At 41.1% G+C, this 16,379-nt stretch carries 15 protein-coding genes; 7 read left to right on the forward strand and 8 right to left on the reverse strand.

The genetic code is table 11. The annotated features are described in order from the left end of the window. On the forward strand, nucleotides 1-922 hold a 922-nt coding region (locus tag AC1DPZ_RS10375; RefSeq protein ID WP_477402925.1), incomplete at its 5' end, for a large ribosomal subunit assembly factor BipA. Nucleotides 923-1,063: 141 nt separating this feature from the next. Next, nucleotides 1,064-2,101: a LamG-like jellyroll fold domain-containing protein gene (locus AC1DPZ_RS10380; RefSeq protein ID WP_477402927.1), complete on the forward strand. Its 1,038-nt coding sequence runs from the start codon at nucleotides 1,064-1,066 to the stop codon at nucleotides 2,099-2,101. A 55-nt stretch (nucleotides 2,102-2,156) separates the two neighbouring features. Here AC1DPZ_RS10380 and AC1DPZ_RS10385 read toward each other — a convergent pair whose 3' ends face one another. Beyond that, nucleotides 2,157-3,638, reverse strand: coding sequence for a lipopolysaccharide biosynthesis protein (locus AC1DPZ_RS10385; protein ID WP_477402929.1), 1,482 nt, complete (start codon nucleotides 3,636-3,638; stop codon nucleotides 2,157-2,159). A gap of 54 nt (nucleotides 3,639-3,692) precedes the next feature. Between AC1DPZ_RS10385 and AC1DPZ_RS10390 the strand changes: the two genes are divergently transcribed. From AC1DPZ_RS10390 to AC1DPZ_RS10400, 3 genes are read left to right on the forward strand one after another with little or no spacing between them, the layout of a single operon-like run. Beyond that, a complete protein-coding gene (locus tag AC1DPZ_RS10390) occupies nucleotides 3,693-4,703 on the forward strand; it encodes a glycosyltransferase (RefSeq protein WP_477402931.1) in 1,011 nt (336 codons plus the stop codon). 30 nt (nucleotides 4,704-4,733) lie between these two features. Then, nucleotides 4,734-5,507, forward strand: a complete 774-nt coding sequence (locus AC1DPZ_RS10395) for a class I SAM-dependent methyltransferase (protein WP_477402933.1) — start codon at nucleotides 4,734-4,736, stop codon at nucleotides 5,505-5,507. Between the two features lie 12 nt (nucleotides 5,508-5,519). Beyond that, nucleotides 5,520-6,437, forward strand: coding sequence for a sugar transferase (locus AC1DPZ_RS10400; RefSeq protein WP_477402935.1), 918 nt, complete (start codon nucleotides 5,520-5,522; stop codon nucleotides 6,435-6,437). A gap of 1 nt (nucleotide 6,438) precedes the next feature. Here AC1DPZ_RS10400 and AC1DPZ_RS10405 read toward each other — a convergent pair whose 3' ends face one another. Further along, nucleotides 6,439-7,185 (reverse strand): class I SAM-dependent methyltransferase, encoded by a 747-nt coding sequence (locus AC1DPZ_RS10405; RefSeq protein WP_477402937.1) that lies wholly within the window; start codon nucleotides 7,183-7,185, stop codon nucleotides 6,439-6,441. 268 nt (nucleotides 7,186-7,453) lie between these two features. Between AC1DPZ_RS10405 and AC1DPZ_RS10410 the strand changes: the two genes are divergently transcribed. Both AC1DPZ_RS10410 and AC1DPZ_RS10415 read left to right on the forward strand, forming a co-directional pair. Then, entirely contained in the window at nucleotides 7,454-8,737 is a 1,284-nt protein-coding gene (locus AC1DPZ_RS10410; RefSeq protein WP_477402939.1) for a glycosyltransferase family 4 protein, read from the forward strand. Next, entirely contained in the window at nucleotides 8,730-9,482 is a 753-nt protein-coding gene (locus tag AC1DPZ_RS10415) for a glycosyltransferase family 2 protein (protein ID WP_477402941.1), read from the forward strand. Before AC1DPZ_RS10410 ends, AC1DPZ_RS10415 begins: the two co-directional genes overlap by 8 nt. A gap of 65 nt (nucleotides 9,483-9,547) precedes the next feature. Here the strand turns inward: AC1DPZ_RS10415 and AC1DPZ_RS10420 are convergent, their stop codons facing one another. From AC1DPZ_RS10420 to AC1DPZ_RS10445, 6 genes are all read right to left on the reverse strand, one after another. After that, a complete protein-coding gene (locus AC1DPZ_RS10420) occupies nucleotides 9,548-12,034 on the reverse strand; it encodes a YfhO family protein (protein WP_477402943.1) in 2,487 nt (828 codons plus the stop codon). Nucleotides 12,035-12,117: 83 nt separating this feature from the next. Further along, entirely contained in the window at nucleotides 12,118-12,414 is a 297-nt protein-coding gene (locus AC1DPZ_RS10425; RefSeq protein WP_477402945.1) for a hypothetical protein, read from the reverse strand. A 6-nt stretch (nucleotides 12,415-12,420) separates the two neighbouring features. Next, nucleotides 12,421-12,672 (reverse strand): DUF4834 family protein, encoded by a 252-nt coding sequence (locus AC1DPZ_RS10430; RefSeq protein ID WP_477402947.1) that lies wholly within the window; start codon nucleotides 12,670-12,672, stop codon nucleotides 12,421-12,423. A gap of 150 nt (nucleotides 12,673-12,822) precedes the next feature. Then, nucleotides 12,823-14,847: an excinuclease ABC subunit UvrB gene (uvrB, locus tag AC1DPZ_RS10435; protein ID WP_477402949.1), complete on the reverse strand. Its 2,025-nt coding sequence runs from the start codon at nucleotides 14,845-14,847 to the stop codon at nucleotides 12,823-12,825. A 277-nt stretch (nucleotides 14,848-15,124) separates the two neighbouring features. Next, complete coding sequence (locus AC1DPZ_RS10440; RefSeq protein WP_477402951.1) at nucleotides 15,125-15,604, reverse strand: MarR family winged helix-turn-helix transcriptional regulator; 480 nt, start codon at nucleotides 15,602-15,604, stop codon at nucleotides 15,125-15,127. 13 nt (nucleotides 15,605-15,617) lie between these two features. Then, nucleotides 15,618-16,115, reverse strand: coding sequence for a GNAT family N-acetyltransferase (locus AC1DPZ_RS10445; protein WP_477402953.1), 498 nt, complete (start codon nucleotides 16,113-16,115; stop codon nucleotides 15,618-15,620). Nucleotides 16,116-16,379: the final 264 nt, after the last annotated feature.

A 16,379-nucleotide genomic window follows, 5' to 3' on the forward strand; every position in this document is an offset into this window, starting at 1 on the left:
TATCCATATTGATGAGCCAACAATGAATATGTTGTTTACCATCAATACTTCTCCTTTCTTTGGTAAAGAAGGTAAATTTGTTACCTCACGCCACCTGCGCGACCGTTTATACAAAGAGATGGAAAAAAACCTGGCGCTTAAGGTTGTTGAAACCGAATCGCCTGATTCATACCTGGTATATGGTCGTGGTATTCTTCACTTATCTGTATTGATTGAAACCATGCGTCGTGAAGGTTACGAGTTGCAGGTTGGTCAGCCACAGGTTATTGTTAAAGAGATTGATGGTGTTAAATGTGAGCCTGTTGAAACCCTGATTGTAGATGTACCAGGCGAAGTTGCCGGTAAAGTAATTGAACTGGTAACACAACGCAAAGGTGATCTTTTGGTAATGGAGCCTAAAGGCGATTTACAACACTTGGAGTTTGACATTCCAGCGCGTGGTATCATTGGTTTACGTAACAACGTATTAACCGCTACAGGTGGTGAGGCTATCATGGCTCACCGCTTTAAAGCATATGAACCATGGAAAGGTCAGATCCCGGGCCGTTTAAATGGTGTATTGGTATCAATGGATACCGGTAAAACTACCGCTTTTGCAATTGATAAATTACAGGATCGTGGCAGGTTCCACATTGATCCGGGAGTTGATGTTTACGAAGGACAGGTATTAGGCGAGCACATCCGCGATAACGATTTGGTTATTAACTTAACTAAAGGCAAGCAGTTAACCAACATGCGTGCATCTGGTAGCGATACCAACGTTAGGATTGCACCAGCTATCAAATTCTCGTTAGAAGAATCAATGGAATATATCCAGGCCGATGAATACATCGAAGTAACTCCACAAAGCATCCGTTTACGTAAAATATTCCTTAACGAAAACGAAAGACGGATTAACGCCAAGAGGTTTTCAAACCAATAATAAGGTAGTCCTTAGACAATGACATGCAAAAGCTCCGTGAAAACGGGGCTTTTTTTTTGAAAAAATGACTAAGAGATAATCGGTCTATATAGTTTTTTAGTACCTTACTGTGGAAATTTTTAGTTTAAACCTTATTCACGTATGAAGAGATATTTACTCCATTTTATTGCATTTACTGCAATTGTTGCCCTTTGTGCTTCATGTTCTAAAATTACAGACCCGGTAGTAGTTCCGGAATTAAAAACGATAAGCCTGGGAAGAGATACATTGACACTTACAGTTGGACAAACTTTTCAGCTTGATGTTAAACTCACTCCATCTGATTATGATAAGTCGCTCATTAAAATGGCAGCGTCGGATTCTACTGTTATTGCAGTTACCAATAGTGGCAAAATAACAGCTAAAAAAGCAGGTATTTCGGTAATTATAGCAACTAATGATAAGCAAACTATATCTGTAACCTGTTTGGTTAGCGTTGTTTCAAAACCCGTTATCGATAGTTTAAAAATGGGGTTATTGCTTTACCTGCCATTTAATAACAGCGGTGCAGATTCATCCGGAAAAGGGAATCATAGTATCATCCATGAAATTACTTCGGTACCTAACCGTTTTGGAACAGCAAATACAGCTTATTATTTTAATGGGACAAGCAGTTATATTCTGGTAAAAGATAGACCTGAATTACGCCTGAGCAATACAGATTTTACACTGAATATGTGGATTAACCTTGATGAATACAATATATCATCCGGGAGTGCTTTGCTTGCAAAAAATAGTGGTCCGTACCAAAACGGCTGGAATTGTTCAATAACCGGGTTGGGTACAACAAATACCAATATAGGCAACGCGTTTTATAATGTATCAGGAGGTGATGATCCACACGCGGTGGGCAATACGGTTGTTAGTTTACATCAATGGCGAATGGTAACCATTACTTATAGCCTGTCGCTACAAAGGATCAGCTTTTATATCAATGGTAAGTTTGATCATGCAACCGATGGTATACCTACACCAAACCCAACCACTGCGGTCGATCTTTTCATCGGCAAAAACAGTTATATTGATCCATCTGGTTTAACACCACCTTATTATATTAAAGGGAAGCTGGACGATATCCGGATTTATAATCGCATAATATCTCCCGCGCAAATAACTAAACTATATACGTTGCCTTATTAAGGTCGCACTCATTTATAAAACAAAAAGAATGCTCAACAATAAGCATTCTTTTTGCTTATTTGCTTCTTAACCTGCCCATCAGTCCATCAATAATCCCGTTGATATCTTCCGATAGTTTTAAAAAGTAAACCGCCGGTAAATAAAGCGCGGTAATAAACGCGGTTCGTACCATGGTATCAATATAATAATTATGCAGGTGTGGCAGTATCCAAACTGACAGGTAATAAACTAAAATACCTGTTACCAAAGCCAGCAGGCATTGAACGGTAAAAGGCTGCATTTTAAAAGTTACCCAAATGAATATATACCTGAAAAGGTTAAAAATAAAAACAGTAATAGCCGAAGCGATGCCAGATCCGGTAATGCCGTAAATAGGAATTAATACCAGGTTGGCAGTAATAATAATACCAACCAGCAACAGGTTAAACAAAGCCTCGTACCTGAAATATTTTGAAGTTGCCATGATAACCCCGTTTATACCTGTTGATGCCTCGATCAAAAAGCCGATGCTTACAAAAAATATGGCATATTTACCCGCACTGTATGCCGGTGGAATCAGAGCGAAAATGTTATCAATGCTCGCCCACATGAGTATAAATATAAACAGGGAGCTAATGAGTTGGGTAACACAGCTTTTTTCATAAACAGTACGGATATTCTGCAGATCATTGGTTTTAAATGACTCGGCCACTATGGTATAAGCAATGCTGTACAATGACCGGGTTGGAAGTGTAATGATCAATCCAAAGTTAAATGCAAGCATATAAATACCTGTGTTGCTTAATCCAAGCTTTTTAAAAATGAGATAGTTGTCAACATTTTGGATAATTACTGGTGCGGTTCCTGTTAATATGGTAAAGAAGCAGATGCCTATCAGTTTATAAGCCATTTCCTTATTCAGAAACTCAAGATCGGGCTTAAGCGAAAATTGATTGTCTTTGATGAGCCTGATAATGATAAAAGCTGTAGGGATGAGATTAGCCACCAGCCAAAGCACCATAAATGCCCCGAAGTTTATCAGCTTAAAATAAATAAGCAACATAGGCACCAGTATAAATATTCTTTTGGTAAACTCCCGTAAAATAAGGCCGGTTGTCATGTTGTAAAGCATCCGGGCATAAAGATCAAACACATTAAAAAACAGGGTGAAAATAGTAAGCGGCATCAGGTACCAATAATATGCCGCAAGCAAGGCTGATTTAGATAAGTTTTGTCCAACTATTTGATCTTTAAAAAGATATGCTATTAGTAAGAATAATATGGTACCCGCTAACGATACCATACAAGCTAAAAACAAATAGCCATGGTGGTTTTTTTCCTTGTTACGAAAGTAAGGGAAATACCTTGCTGTACCATTAAAACCCAGGATAGCAAACTGGGCAAACATAAGCGGAGCAGAGGTTAGTATACCTATTAAACCAACTTGTGCAGCTGTTAGTGAATGCGGTAAAATATAGTTTGTGGAAAGAAACCCAATGAACACACCCAGGTACGAATAGATGGAACCCTTAATGGTTTGTCGTTTTATTATGCCCATTCAGTAATATAACCGCTGTAATGTATGTTGTAAAATGATACTTTTGAATTGTACATGGCAAATATAAAATATAAAGTGTGTGTGTTAACGGTTACCTATGCAAATAGGTGGCAATTTTTGGAGCAGGTGCTGAAACGGGTACTTTCTTTGCATCAGGTTTCACAGGTTGTAGTGGTTAATAATGCCTCGGCTTATAGCGTGGATGAAAAGGTTGCCGGTCTTGAAAATAGCAAAGTTATCGTTTTAAATAATGCTGATAATATAGGCTCGGCAGGTGGATATAAACAGGCTATTGAATATGCTTGCCGGCAAACCGATGCCGACATGATTTGGCTGCTGGATGATGATAACCTGCCCGATGAAAATGCGCTTGCCGGTTTACTTGCCAAATGGAATGAACTTGAGGTTGATAATAACAAAAAGGCACTTTATTGTTTACGCGAAGATCGGCTGCCGCATGTTAAAATTGCCCGTGGCGAAAACCCCGCCAGGTATTATTTGGTGCCCGATAACTTTATGGGCTTTAGCGTGTTTAATATTCTAAGAAATCAGTTTTATAAGAGGAATGATAAATTTGATAAGGAAGTTGATTATAAAGATAAAGTGATGATGCCTTATGTACCCTACGGTGGGTTACTGATGCATCGGGGGATGGTTGAATTGATAGGTTACCCCGATGAACGTTTCTTTGTTTATGTAGACGACTCCGAATACACCTATCGCATTACTCAATCGGGCGGCACCATCTGGTTGATACCATCGTGCAAGGTTATTGATATAGATATGTCGCAGGGAATAAATTACCAGCCTAAGGCTTTTCATTCACATTTGCTGGATTTGTGGAGTTTCAGAACTTATTATGCCATACGTAACAGGATGTACTTTTATGTAAAGGTGGCCGTGCGGTCGCCCTTTGTATTTAGGCTGAATAAAGGATTGTACATGGGGTATTTATGGCTGATAAGTAAGCTGAGCGGCAAGCAAAGCGAATACCGCAAATTAGTATCGGCGGTTAATGACGGACTTCAGGGCAAGCTTGGTAAAGCGTCGCCTGAAAAGTTTTAATAAGCAATAAAAGTTTTACCTTCGTAAATAATGCAGGAATCAATTATTGGCGGCGAATATAAAACCGCGTACGATCAATTTTATCAGAAACACGATGAAGCCTGGCGCATGCTTGGTGCCAAATACAAAGCGCAGCATATTATTGATGTATGCAAGGGCTTAACTTTTGCCAATGTACTGGAAGTAGGTGCAGGCGATGGCAGTATTTTAAAGATCTTGTCTGATAATAACTTTGCATCCGAGTACCAGGCAGTTGAAATTTCGGGTAGCGGAGTGGAGTACATCCTGTCGCGCGGTATAAAAAACCTGAAAGCTGCGCAGGTATTTGATGGTTATAAGCTGCCTTTTGCCGATGATAGTTTTGATCTGATCATCCTATCGCACGTGTTGGAGCATGTGGAGCATGAGCGGATATTGCTGCGCGAAATAAAAAGGGTGGCAAAACGATGCGTTATTGAAGTGCCGCGTGATTATAAAAGCGGTGTTGATACCCGCATTAAACACTTTTTGGCATACGGCCACATCAATGTGTACACACCAACATCGTTACGTTACCTGTTGGCTACCGAGGGTTTAGAAGTAGAAGAGGACCTTACTTCGATGATAGAGCCTGAGGTTACAAAATTTAACATGTATGTTAATCAAAAGAAATCCCAAAGCCTTTTGAAAAACCTGCGTATAGCTACTGAGTTTAGGGTTAAACAGGCACTAGGAAAAATTATGGGAAAAAAAGTGAGCGAGCAATTTGCCAACGCTTATACCGTTCTGTGTAAAAAGGCCGCTAAGCAACCTGAATTATTTTGATTTTTCCAATAAATGCAAAAACTTGCCCCAATAGCCCTGTTTGTATACAACCGGCCCAATCACACGCGCCGTACCATTATTCATCTTCAAAAAAATGTTTTGGCAGATGAATCCCGTTTGTACATTTTTTGCGATGCATCCAAAACTGAAGCCGACCGTGCTAAAGTTGATGAAGTAAGGCAAATGGCTAAAGAAACAACCGGCTTTAAATCGGTGAAAGTAATTATGCGCGATAATAACCTCGGTTTGGCCGAATCCATTATCAGTGGGGTTACCCAATTGGTTTATGAATATGGCAAAGTGATTGTTTTTGAAGACGACCTGCTATCATCACCTTACACGCTCCAATATTTTAATGAAGCGCTAACCCGTTATGCAAACGAAGAAAAGGTGATGCATATTGGCGCGTATATGTACAACCTGGAAGAAAAGGATCTGCCCGAATTGTTTTTTTATCGTGCTGCCACCAGTTGGGGCTGGGCAACGTGGGCGCGTGCCTGGGATAGCTTCGAACCCGATATTGATAAACTTATAGCACAGTTTGACTCTTTAAAGATCCTTAAATTTTCGATTGAGGGCAAAATGAATTTCTGGAAACAAATCCAGGATTTTAAAGCTGGTAAAAATAATTCCTGGGCTATACGCTGGTACGCTTCTATATTTTTAAAGGGCGGATTAACTTTAAATCCTTCAAAATCCTTTATACAAAACATAGGTCATGATGGTAGTGGGGTACACTCTAATAACGAAGATATCTACCAGGTACAAATTGCCAGGCAACCGGTTAAAAATTTTCCTGCAGAAATAACAGAAAATTACCAGGCTTACCAGGCGATTAAACATTTCCTAAATAACCGAAAAGGTAACCTTGTGCAAAGGGGAGTACGGTTTGTAAAACAATTGCAGGCAAAATACCTCTCAAAAAAATAAATTACTTTATTGCCGTAAGTACAATATATGGGGAAAGTAACCTTGATTCGACAGGAATAATTTTAGTTGCAATTTTACCGGTTAGCCATAAGGTTTTAAAAAAAAGTTTCACCAGACCTGGTTGCTGTGCGCGGTTCTCCAGCCATACAGAAAATTTGCCATAATAATAGGCTTTTACTTTTTTCAATCCCAGATCCTTACAATATCCGGCTAATAATTCCGGATTCATACTGCTGATATTGTGTTTATCGTAGTTGTCCAAATCAAACTTACGTTGTACCCAACCGTTAACACCGGTAAAATTGGGCAACGTAATAAATAATGTTCCGCCGGGCTTTAAAAAGGACAGATGCCTATTTATAATATCTTTGKTATCGTTAAAATGTTCTATTAACCCGCATGATAAAACAAGCTCGTATTGCGTTTGCGGTTGATAAGCAAACAGGTCGCCCTCAATTATAGATACATCTTTTTTACTTAAATCATTGGTGTTTAATACTTCCTCTAATGTTTTAGGATGAACATAGAAATCAAAAAGCGTGGTTTTTAATCCAAAATATTTCTTCAAAAATATAGCATAATATCCGGGGAAGCCGCCTAATTCTATCGCAGACGACAACTTATTTTCTGTGATTATGTTTGCTAATAATTTATGAAAAGTATAATTAGAGGGAACATTAAATGCTATATCCTTTTTTGATTCCCAGTAATTGGCCCAAAAAGCCTTATCGGTGAGTTCGTTGCTCATAAGTGCAAAGGAAATAAAAATTAGCACAAATCAGCATTTCAAATTATACGAATTTAAAATCCTCTATAAGCGCAAATAGAAGACCGTCAATTCTATATGAGTTAAAAATCTTAACAGGTATTAGGATAAAAAAAGTAAAAGCGAGTTGAACTAATAAGAGGATGATGATCTTTTAATTCGGGCATTATCAATTTAAGCGATCAATTCGTAAAATTGGCTAATTTTGGTGTAATTAGTGCTCTAATTAAAATTCATGTAATTCGCGTCAATGTTAAAAGTAGTGCATCTAAATACCTACGATGGTAATGGGGGAGCAGGTCGGGCCTGCATGCGGCTTAACCGGGCACTGCAGGACCAAAATATCGATTCAAAAATTGTTGTTCATTATAAATTTGGCAGGAATCCGCAGATAGGTACTTTTAATTCAAATAAGATTCAAAAATCATATACTGCTTTTACAATCATATTGGAGCGGTTACTGACCAAACGATTTTTAAAGCCCCTGCGCACCCCTTTTTCGTTTGCATGGTTCGGTCGTTCGGTTATTCACCATCCCGATGTAAAAAATGCCGATATCATCCACCTGCACTGGATCAATCATGGTTTTCTTGATCCAAAGCACATTGCCGAAATTGCCAAACTAAACAAACCGGTTGTATGGACCTTTCATGACAGCAATGCTTTTACCGGTGGTTGCCATGTACGCTATACCTGCGATCATTACATGCGGGAGTGCGGTAACTGTCCGCTACTCATTAATGCGTCTGAGGATGATATTTCACACCAGATCTGGCAAAAAAAACATAAAGCGTATGAAGTGTTGGATTTTGCTATAGTTGCGCCCAGTTCCTGGATGCATAAGTCTGTGAAAGCCAGTAGTCTGATGAATGAAAAGGCTGTGCATCAGATTCCAAATACACTGGAGACCGATATTTTTAAACCCATTGATAAGAAACTGGCAAAGGGAAAAGCCGGGCTGCCAGCTGATAAATTTATTTTTCTGAGTGGGTTTATGCCATCGCGCAAGGACCTGCATAAAGGTACCCAATACCTGTTGGAAAGTATGGAGCTGTTAAAACAACGTTTAGGTACCCATGCGGATAATGTTGAACTGGTAGTTTTTGGCAATCGCGGTACTGAAGGAGTGCCCGACTTTCCTTTCAGGACCAGTTTTTTAGGGACTATAAATAATGATGAACAACTGGCGCAATACTACGCCGCCGCCGATGCTTTCCTGATCCCGTCGCTTGAAGATAACCTGCCTTATACGGTAATGGAAAGCCTTGCCTGCGGAACACCTGTAATAGCCTTTACCACGGGCGGCATTCCCGATATGGTGCAGCATGGATATAATGGTTATCTGGCCACTTATCGTTCGGCAGAGGGCTTCGCTGATGGAATGGAGTGGATCATTCAGCATCCGAAGAACGAACAGTTGCAACAGCAGGCCCGGCAAACAGTAATGGATACTTTTTCGGAACAGGTTATTGGGAAAAAACACATAACACTTTATCAAAGTTTACTAAAAGTAACAGGAGGTGCTGATGTTTAACCCTAAACTAAGCGTTATTACCGTTGTGTACAACAATGTTCGTGATATTGAACGTACTATGCTTTCCGTTTTGGGTCAAACTTATAATAATATTGAATACATCATTATAGACGGCCTCTCGAATGATGGCACTTTGCAGGTGATTGAAAAGTATAAAAATCGCATAAGCAGGTTCATAAGCGAAAAAGATAAAGGCATTTATGATGCCATGAACAAGGGGTTGGCTATAGCTACGGGCGACTACGTGATCTTCATGAACTCCGGTGATGAGTTTTATGATGCTGAAACAGTAGCCGCCGTGTTCGCTACTACTGATGATGCCGATATTTATTACGGCGAAACCGAAATGATTGCCGATGATGGCCAAAGCCTTGGTCAGCGCAGGCATAAAGCTCCAGCTAAATTTACCTGGAAAGGGTTTARATATGGAATGAGCATTAGCCACCAGGCTATTTACATCAGGCGGGCCCTAACAGAACCGTACGACAGTAAATATCAACTAAGTGCGGATATAGACTGGATCATCCGGGCAGCTAAAAAAGCTAAAAAGATAGTAAATGCAAATCGTTACGTTGCCAAATACCTGGTAGGGGGGATGTCAAAAAAAAGGCACCGCCAAAGTTTGCAGGAACGTTTTGATATCATGAAGCAGAATTATGGATTGATCCCAACCATTCTGAATCATATTGTGATAGCCTTTAATTTGGGATGGTATTGGTTGAAAAACAAAAGAACCAACGATTGATTGGTTGTATAAAAAAAGCGATGAGTTAATCACCCATCGCTTTTTTATCCTGAAGAAAAATTTATTTAAACTTTTTTTGCAACCGGTTTTGCAACTGTTTTCTTTTTGGTTTCGGCGTACACTGCACCTCCAAGAGCCAGTACAAGTAGTATTGATCCGGCTAACGAGATCTTTTCGCCTGCATAATATGATGTTGGGTGGAAGGTGAATTCAACCTTATGGTTACCGATAGGTATCACGGCAGCCCGTAAAAGATAGTCTGCACGAAAATAAGGCTCTTCTTTTCCATCAATCGTCATTGTCCATCCTTTATCGTAGTAGATCTCTGAGAATACAGCAACCTGTGCTACCGTTGAACCACTTTGATAAACAAGGTGTTCGGGAGTATAGCTTGTTAGTTTTATCGTTGCGGTGGCGTCTGTTCCAACAGATTTGCCATCAATCATGCTTTTATATTGCTTGTCAACAATAGCTTCATCTTTTGGCGAAAAGCTGCTGATAGCCTGCATTTCCTCGTCCGCATTTTGGGCAAATTTTATGCTTTTTACAAACCATGCGTTTCCGCATGCAGTTTGATTGGCCTGCATACCGGCATTACCCGTTTTTGGATCGGCGTTTATAATGTATTTAGTGTTCAGCATATCCAGTACATCACGGTTTACGCTTTTGCTGAATTGGTACTCAATAAGTTCATCAAATCTTCTTAGTCTTGCCGAATGAAAACCTCCTACTGTTTTATAAAAATAAGATGAATGTGAATCGTGAAAAGGATCTCCCGAAGTCATATCAAATACCCTGAAATTAGGGTCGGTATCTTTCATGATAAACTGATCAACCTCACGCGGGGTGTATTGCTGTTCCATGTCGGATTTTGCGACAAAGTTTGTATCCCTTAAATAACGTTTATCAACGCCCCACATGTCAAACAAAACAATACCGGCCAAAACTAATGCTGCGATATTAGTTTTTATCTTTTGTTTAATGAGCAACCATACAAGGCCGGCGGTTAATAATACAAATATGAGTGAACGGATGGCATCGGCACGTTCCAGGCTTATCCTATCGTCAATCAGTCCACTTGCTACTGTATTAGCTAATGCTGAATTGCCTTTAAATATTTGGGTAAGGTTGTTAACGAAGGCTAAATGCTCATCTGATTTAAAGCTCAAAATAACATCAGGTATAGCAATCATAATCAATAACAAGCCACCGGTTATGTAGAAAGCTATCTTGGCACGCTTAAAAATTAAGGCTTTATCTGTATTGGTTATAACTTCGTTTATTGCCAACAGGGCCAGTATAGGGAAGCAAAACGCTGCAATTACCAAAGTTGACTCAACCGCCCTGAACTTGTTGTACATGGGTACATAGTTGAAAAAGAAATCGGAAAGGAAGGGCAGGTTTTTACCGAATGATAAAAGCATGCTTAATAAAACAGCACTTAGAAGCCACCATTTTATACGGTTTTTAACTATCAGCAAGCCCAAAACAAACAGGAAGCATATTGCAGCGCCAAAATACCACGGGCCAAATGTGCCTGGCTTATTACCATAATATAATGATTGTGATACAAAGCCCTGTGCCTGTCCCGGATCGACGCCATTATCAGTAAGTGTTTTTACAGCTTTTGAATCCTCACCAACAACTGTGCTGGAACCACCGCCATAGGCATTGGGAATTAAAAAGGTAAAGCATTCGCCCACGCTCTGGCTCCAGTTATAAGCGTAGTCCTTATCAAGACCATGATTTGGCCCGGCGTTACCTTTTGAGGTTAAATTGGCTTTACCCCTGATGGTATATTGGCTATACTCATAGGTGGTCCAAAGTGTGCTTGCGTTTACAGCAATAGCTAATAAAGTGCCCGCAGCTAAGAAGCCAATGGCTTTTAAAAACGGCTTGGTTTGTTTATCCTTTATAGCGTGATAAAGTTCAATACCCAGTAATATTGCAATAGCCAGCAGCAGGTAATAGGTCATCTGCACGTGGTTGCTCCTTATTTCCATTGCCAGGAAAAAAGCAGTGAGTGATGCGCCTAACAGGTACCTGTCACGTAGCGTTAAAATAATACCTGCCAATATCGGTGCAAAAAACGCAATTGCATAGGCCTGGTTGGCGTGCCCGGCCGTTATGTAAATAAAATTGTAGGATGAAAAGGCAAAAGCAATTGCTCCGGCTGCTGCAAGCCATGGCGACAGTCGTAACACGCTGAACAATAGGTATGCCCCTAAAAGGTAAAGCAATACGGTATCAACCGGGTTAGGGAAACCAGCTTTTAAAGCAGCTATCACATGTGTTGTAATGTTTGACGGGAAAGGAGCCCAGATCTGGTAAGCAGGCATACCGCCAAACATCTGGTTTGTCCATAAGGGGGAATGCCCTGTTGCTGCCCTAACATCATTGATCTCTTTTTGCATAGATTGCGCCTGAGACACATCGCCCTGTAATAATACTTTTCCCTGGGTTAAAGGGCTAAAAAAATAAGCGAAGGAAATTGCAATTAAAATTGCTACAATAATGAGGTGAACACTATTACGCTTGAGCCAGTTATTCATTTAAGTTTTTTGAAATGGATAATACAATCCTCAAAAATAGAAATTTGAACGGGATTAGGAATTATTAGTTGTAAAGGAATTACTTAGCAGCCCTGGGAACGGCCACGCATCACAAAAAAGAAGATTACCATTATCACCAGGCTTAAAATGTAAGCTATAACCTGGGGTTTTTGGTAATCCTCGCGGTATTTACGGATGTTAAAAAAATTGTAAACGGCTAATGCACCAACTATCACCCAAAAAAAAGTATTGATTTTACTACAGGTCACAAACAATTGGGTTGCTACTACAAATACAATAAAGTTTGCAATAATAAGGGTTATCGACTCGGGGGTGTTGTTATGGTTAGGGCGTCGTTTGTATATTTCGTCGGGCAGCATGTTGGTTTATTTTATTTCTTCATAATCAACAAACTCGCCTTCAGAGTCGGGCAATTTGCTTTTTTTGCCTTCGGGGATGTAATCAACCTTTATAGCGCCTTCTGGTTTTTTAGGTTCGCGGTAGTTGTGTTGCTGTTGTGCATGCTGTTGAGCTTTATTTACAACGCTTTGAAACAACACAGGTATTAAATACCGCATTAAAGTGCGAATAATGTATAAAATACAAATTGATATGATCAGGAAACGAATGAGTAGCATCTTGATTTAACTTTAAGCTTACAAATATAAGTATATAACGGTAAAATTGTTTGAATATGGTGTTAGCATTAATTTGAGGATCAGGCAATTTGAAAATTTGAAGATGCTGTGACTGTTATTTTCAAATTTTCAAATCGACAAATTTTCAAATTAAAACTTCTCTTCCATCATTTTTTCCAGGGCAAACATTTCATCGCGCAGCTTGGCGGCTAATAAAAAATCCATGTTTTTGGCGGCGGCAAGCATTTCTTTTTTGGTGTTATCTATTGATTTTTTCAGGTCGGGTTTGGTCATGTACTGCACAATCGGGTCGGCGGCCAGTGTTGCCATATCGGCCTCCACATAAGCTTTTTGTACTCCCCCCTTAAAATCAACAACCGATGTTTGCTCCATGATCTCTTCGCGGGTTTTACCTACTGTTGTTGGTGTAATCCCATGCGCAGTATTATAAGCGATCTGTATTTCACGGCGACGGTTGGTTTCATCCATGGTTATCTGCATCGAATCGGTTATTTTATCGGCATACATGATTACCCGCCCGCGGTCGTTACGTGCTGCGCGGCCAATGGTCTGGATCAATGAGCGCTCCGACCGCAGGAAACCCTCCTTATCAGCATCAAGAATAGCCACTAAGGATACTTCGGGCAGATCGAGCCCTTCGCGTAACAGGTTGATACCTATCAGTACATCAAATTCACCAAGACGCAGTCCCCTTAGTATCTCCACCCTCTGCAGCGTTTTAACTTCCGAGTGGATGTAACGGCATTTGATCCCCAGCCTATCCATGTATTTGGCCAGTTCTTCGGCCATGCGTTTGGTGAGGGTGGTAACCAGTATGCGGTCGCCCATTTTTATGGTGCGGTCTACTTCATCCAGCAGGTCATCCACCTGGTTTATCACCGGGCGGATCTCAATGATAGGATCAAGCAGGCCGGTTGGGCGTATCACCTGTTCAACAACTACGCCACCCGATTTTTCCAACTCAAAATCGGCAGGTGTAGCGCTTACGTATACGGTTTGAGGAGCAAGCTTTTCAAACTCCTGGAAGTTTAGCGGGCGGTTATCCAAGGCCGCGGGCAAACGGAAGCCATAATCAACCAATGACATTTTACGCGATCTGTCGCCACCATACATGGCCCTGATCTGCGGAACAGTAACGTGGCTTTCGTCTATAACCATCAGATAATCATCGGGGAAATAGTCAAGCAGGCAAAACGGGCGGGCACCGGGCAGCCTGCCATCAAAAAAGCGGGAGTAGTTTTCGATACCCGAGCAGTAGCCCAGCTCACGGATCATCTCCAGGTCGTAATTAACCCTTTCTTCCAGGCGTTTGGCTTCCAGGAAACGGCCGTCGTTTATAAATTGTTTTTTGCGGGTCTCCAGCTCTTCCTGTATGGCCCAGATGGATTGTACAAAACGTTCACGCGGAGCTACATACAGGTTGGCCGGGTAAACCACCATGTGTGTCATTTTTTCGATTGTTTTGCCGGTGCTCACGTCAAAAGTGGTAAGCTCCTCAATATCATCGCCAAAGAAGGAGATGCGGTAGGCGTGATCCATGTAGGCCGGGAAAATATCAACTGTATCACCCTTAACCCGGAAGGTGCCGCGTTTAAAGTCGGCCGTGGTGCGGGCGTAAAGGATCTCTACCAGCCGGTGTAAAAAAGCGTTCCGGCTGATGCGGGTACCTACTGCGAATTTGAAAACCGATTGCGCGAAATCTTCGGGGTTTCCCATACCGTAAATGCATGATATAGAGGATACTACTATCACATCCCGGCGGCCCGACATTAGGGCGGAGGTAGTGCGTAAGCGCAGTTTTTCTATTTCCTCGTTTATCTGCAGGTCCTTTTCTATATAGGTATTGGTAGTGGCTATAAATGCTTCGGGCTGGTAATAATCATAGTAGGATACAAAGTAGTTCACCGCGTTTTCGGGAAAAAACTGCTTAAACTCGCCATAAAGTTGCGCCGCAAGGGTTTTGTTATGACTAAGTATTAAGGTAGGCTTTTGCGTTTGCTGAATTACATTGGCAACCGTAAACGTTTTGCCCGACCCGGTAACACCCAAGAGTGTTTGGAATGGATCGCCGTTGTTTACGCCCTCAACCAGCTGCCTGATGGCTTCGGGCTGATCGCCGGTAGGGAAGTATTGGGAAGTTAAATTAAAATCCATGTGTAGTGTAAAAATAGCAATTTTAGTTAGCAGTTGGCAGTTTGCAGCCGGCAGTTTGGTTTGTGGTTTGCAATATTTTATATAAAGCAAAAATGCGGTGCTTTTGTTTAGCGGGCAGATAATATCAGTAAGATGGTAGTTTTTTATGGCTGCATTACTCAGCGATAGCAAGTGGAGATTTTTATCGAAAAAACACTGCAAAATATTAAGAAAACTGGGAGATTAAACCACAATTAACCAACAATTATAAAGAAATATCAAGAAAAAAAAATGCTAATCATTTTGCCGACTTTAAACGCTGCGCCCGGGCAAAAAAGCTTTGCTGATTTACCTGGTCTTCTACCTCGGCTATGGCTTTCATGAGGTTGTTTTGGGTATCGGTAAGTTCGGTTGCGGCGGCTTTTATAATTTCCCAAACGGGGCGCATGCGTTCCACCAGTTCCTGGCCTTTTGCGGTTAACTGGATAAGGCGTTTGCGCTCATCGGCCTTGTCTTTTTTCGAGCGGATGAGCTTTTCTTTTTCCAGCTCTTTTAACAGGCTGATGGTGGAAGGGTGGGTATAGCCAATTTCGTTGGCTATCTCAACCACGCTTAAAACGGGTTTAAAATGCAGGGTATAAATAACCGGGAACCATTTAGGCTCAAAATCAATATTGTTGGCTTTGTATATCAGCACCCCATCCTTGCGCAGCGTATCGGCAAGGCGCTGCAGCCTGGTGGAGATGGCTAAAATTCCCGATTCGTCTATAACGTTCATTTGTACCCGGTTGTTAATTGTTCAAATGTAATTGATAAAAAATATTATCGGCGCCCATCAGCGGGAATGATTCGGGCAAATCCTGTTTGGCCAGTTGGGTAAAGCCATTTTTTTCGTAAAAACGATGGGCGGCTTTCAGCATATCAACCGTGCCCAGGTATATGGCCGTTATCTGGTTTTGTTTGCAAAAGGCAATCAGCTCATCAAGTAAGCGCTGCGCGATGCCCAATTCTTTGCCACGGAATTCTTTGCGGACAAACATTTTGCGCAAGGCCCCGGCGTTACCGTCAATAGCAATAAGGGCTATGGTGCCTACGAGTTGCCCATCGTATTTGGCACCCCAGAAGTTGCCGCCGGTTTGGTGGTAGTTTGATTCAATATCCAGCAGGTCGGGCTGGCCTGCAAGCGTTACGGGTACATTAAATTCTATTTGCTGTATAGGTAGTATTATATCAATAATCTGCTCACAGTAAGCATTATCAAGCGGTGTAATTTCAAGCGAAGTATTCATATTAATTAATTTATGTACAAATCTACGTAGTTAACTACATATATCCAAATTGAATTTTATTTTATGACATAGCGCAAACCGGAGGCGTACGCCGCCGGTTTAAGTCAAAAGTTAAAATTCAAAAATCAAAAATGATTTGGGTGGTGGCTATGTGTAGTTCGCGGTTGCCGCGCTGCGCTCGCATGACATGGGATTTCACCCCGCTGCCCGCAGATTTCCGCTGCTCGAGAGTCTCAAATCTCATATCTAACATCTCAAATCTAA

Source organism: Mucilaginibacter sp. P4_G9 (assembly GCF_056400985.1).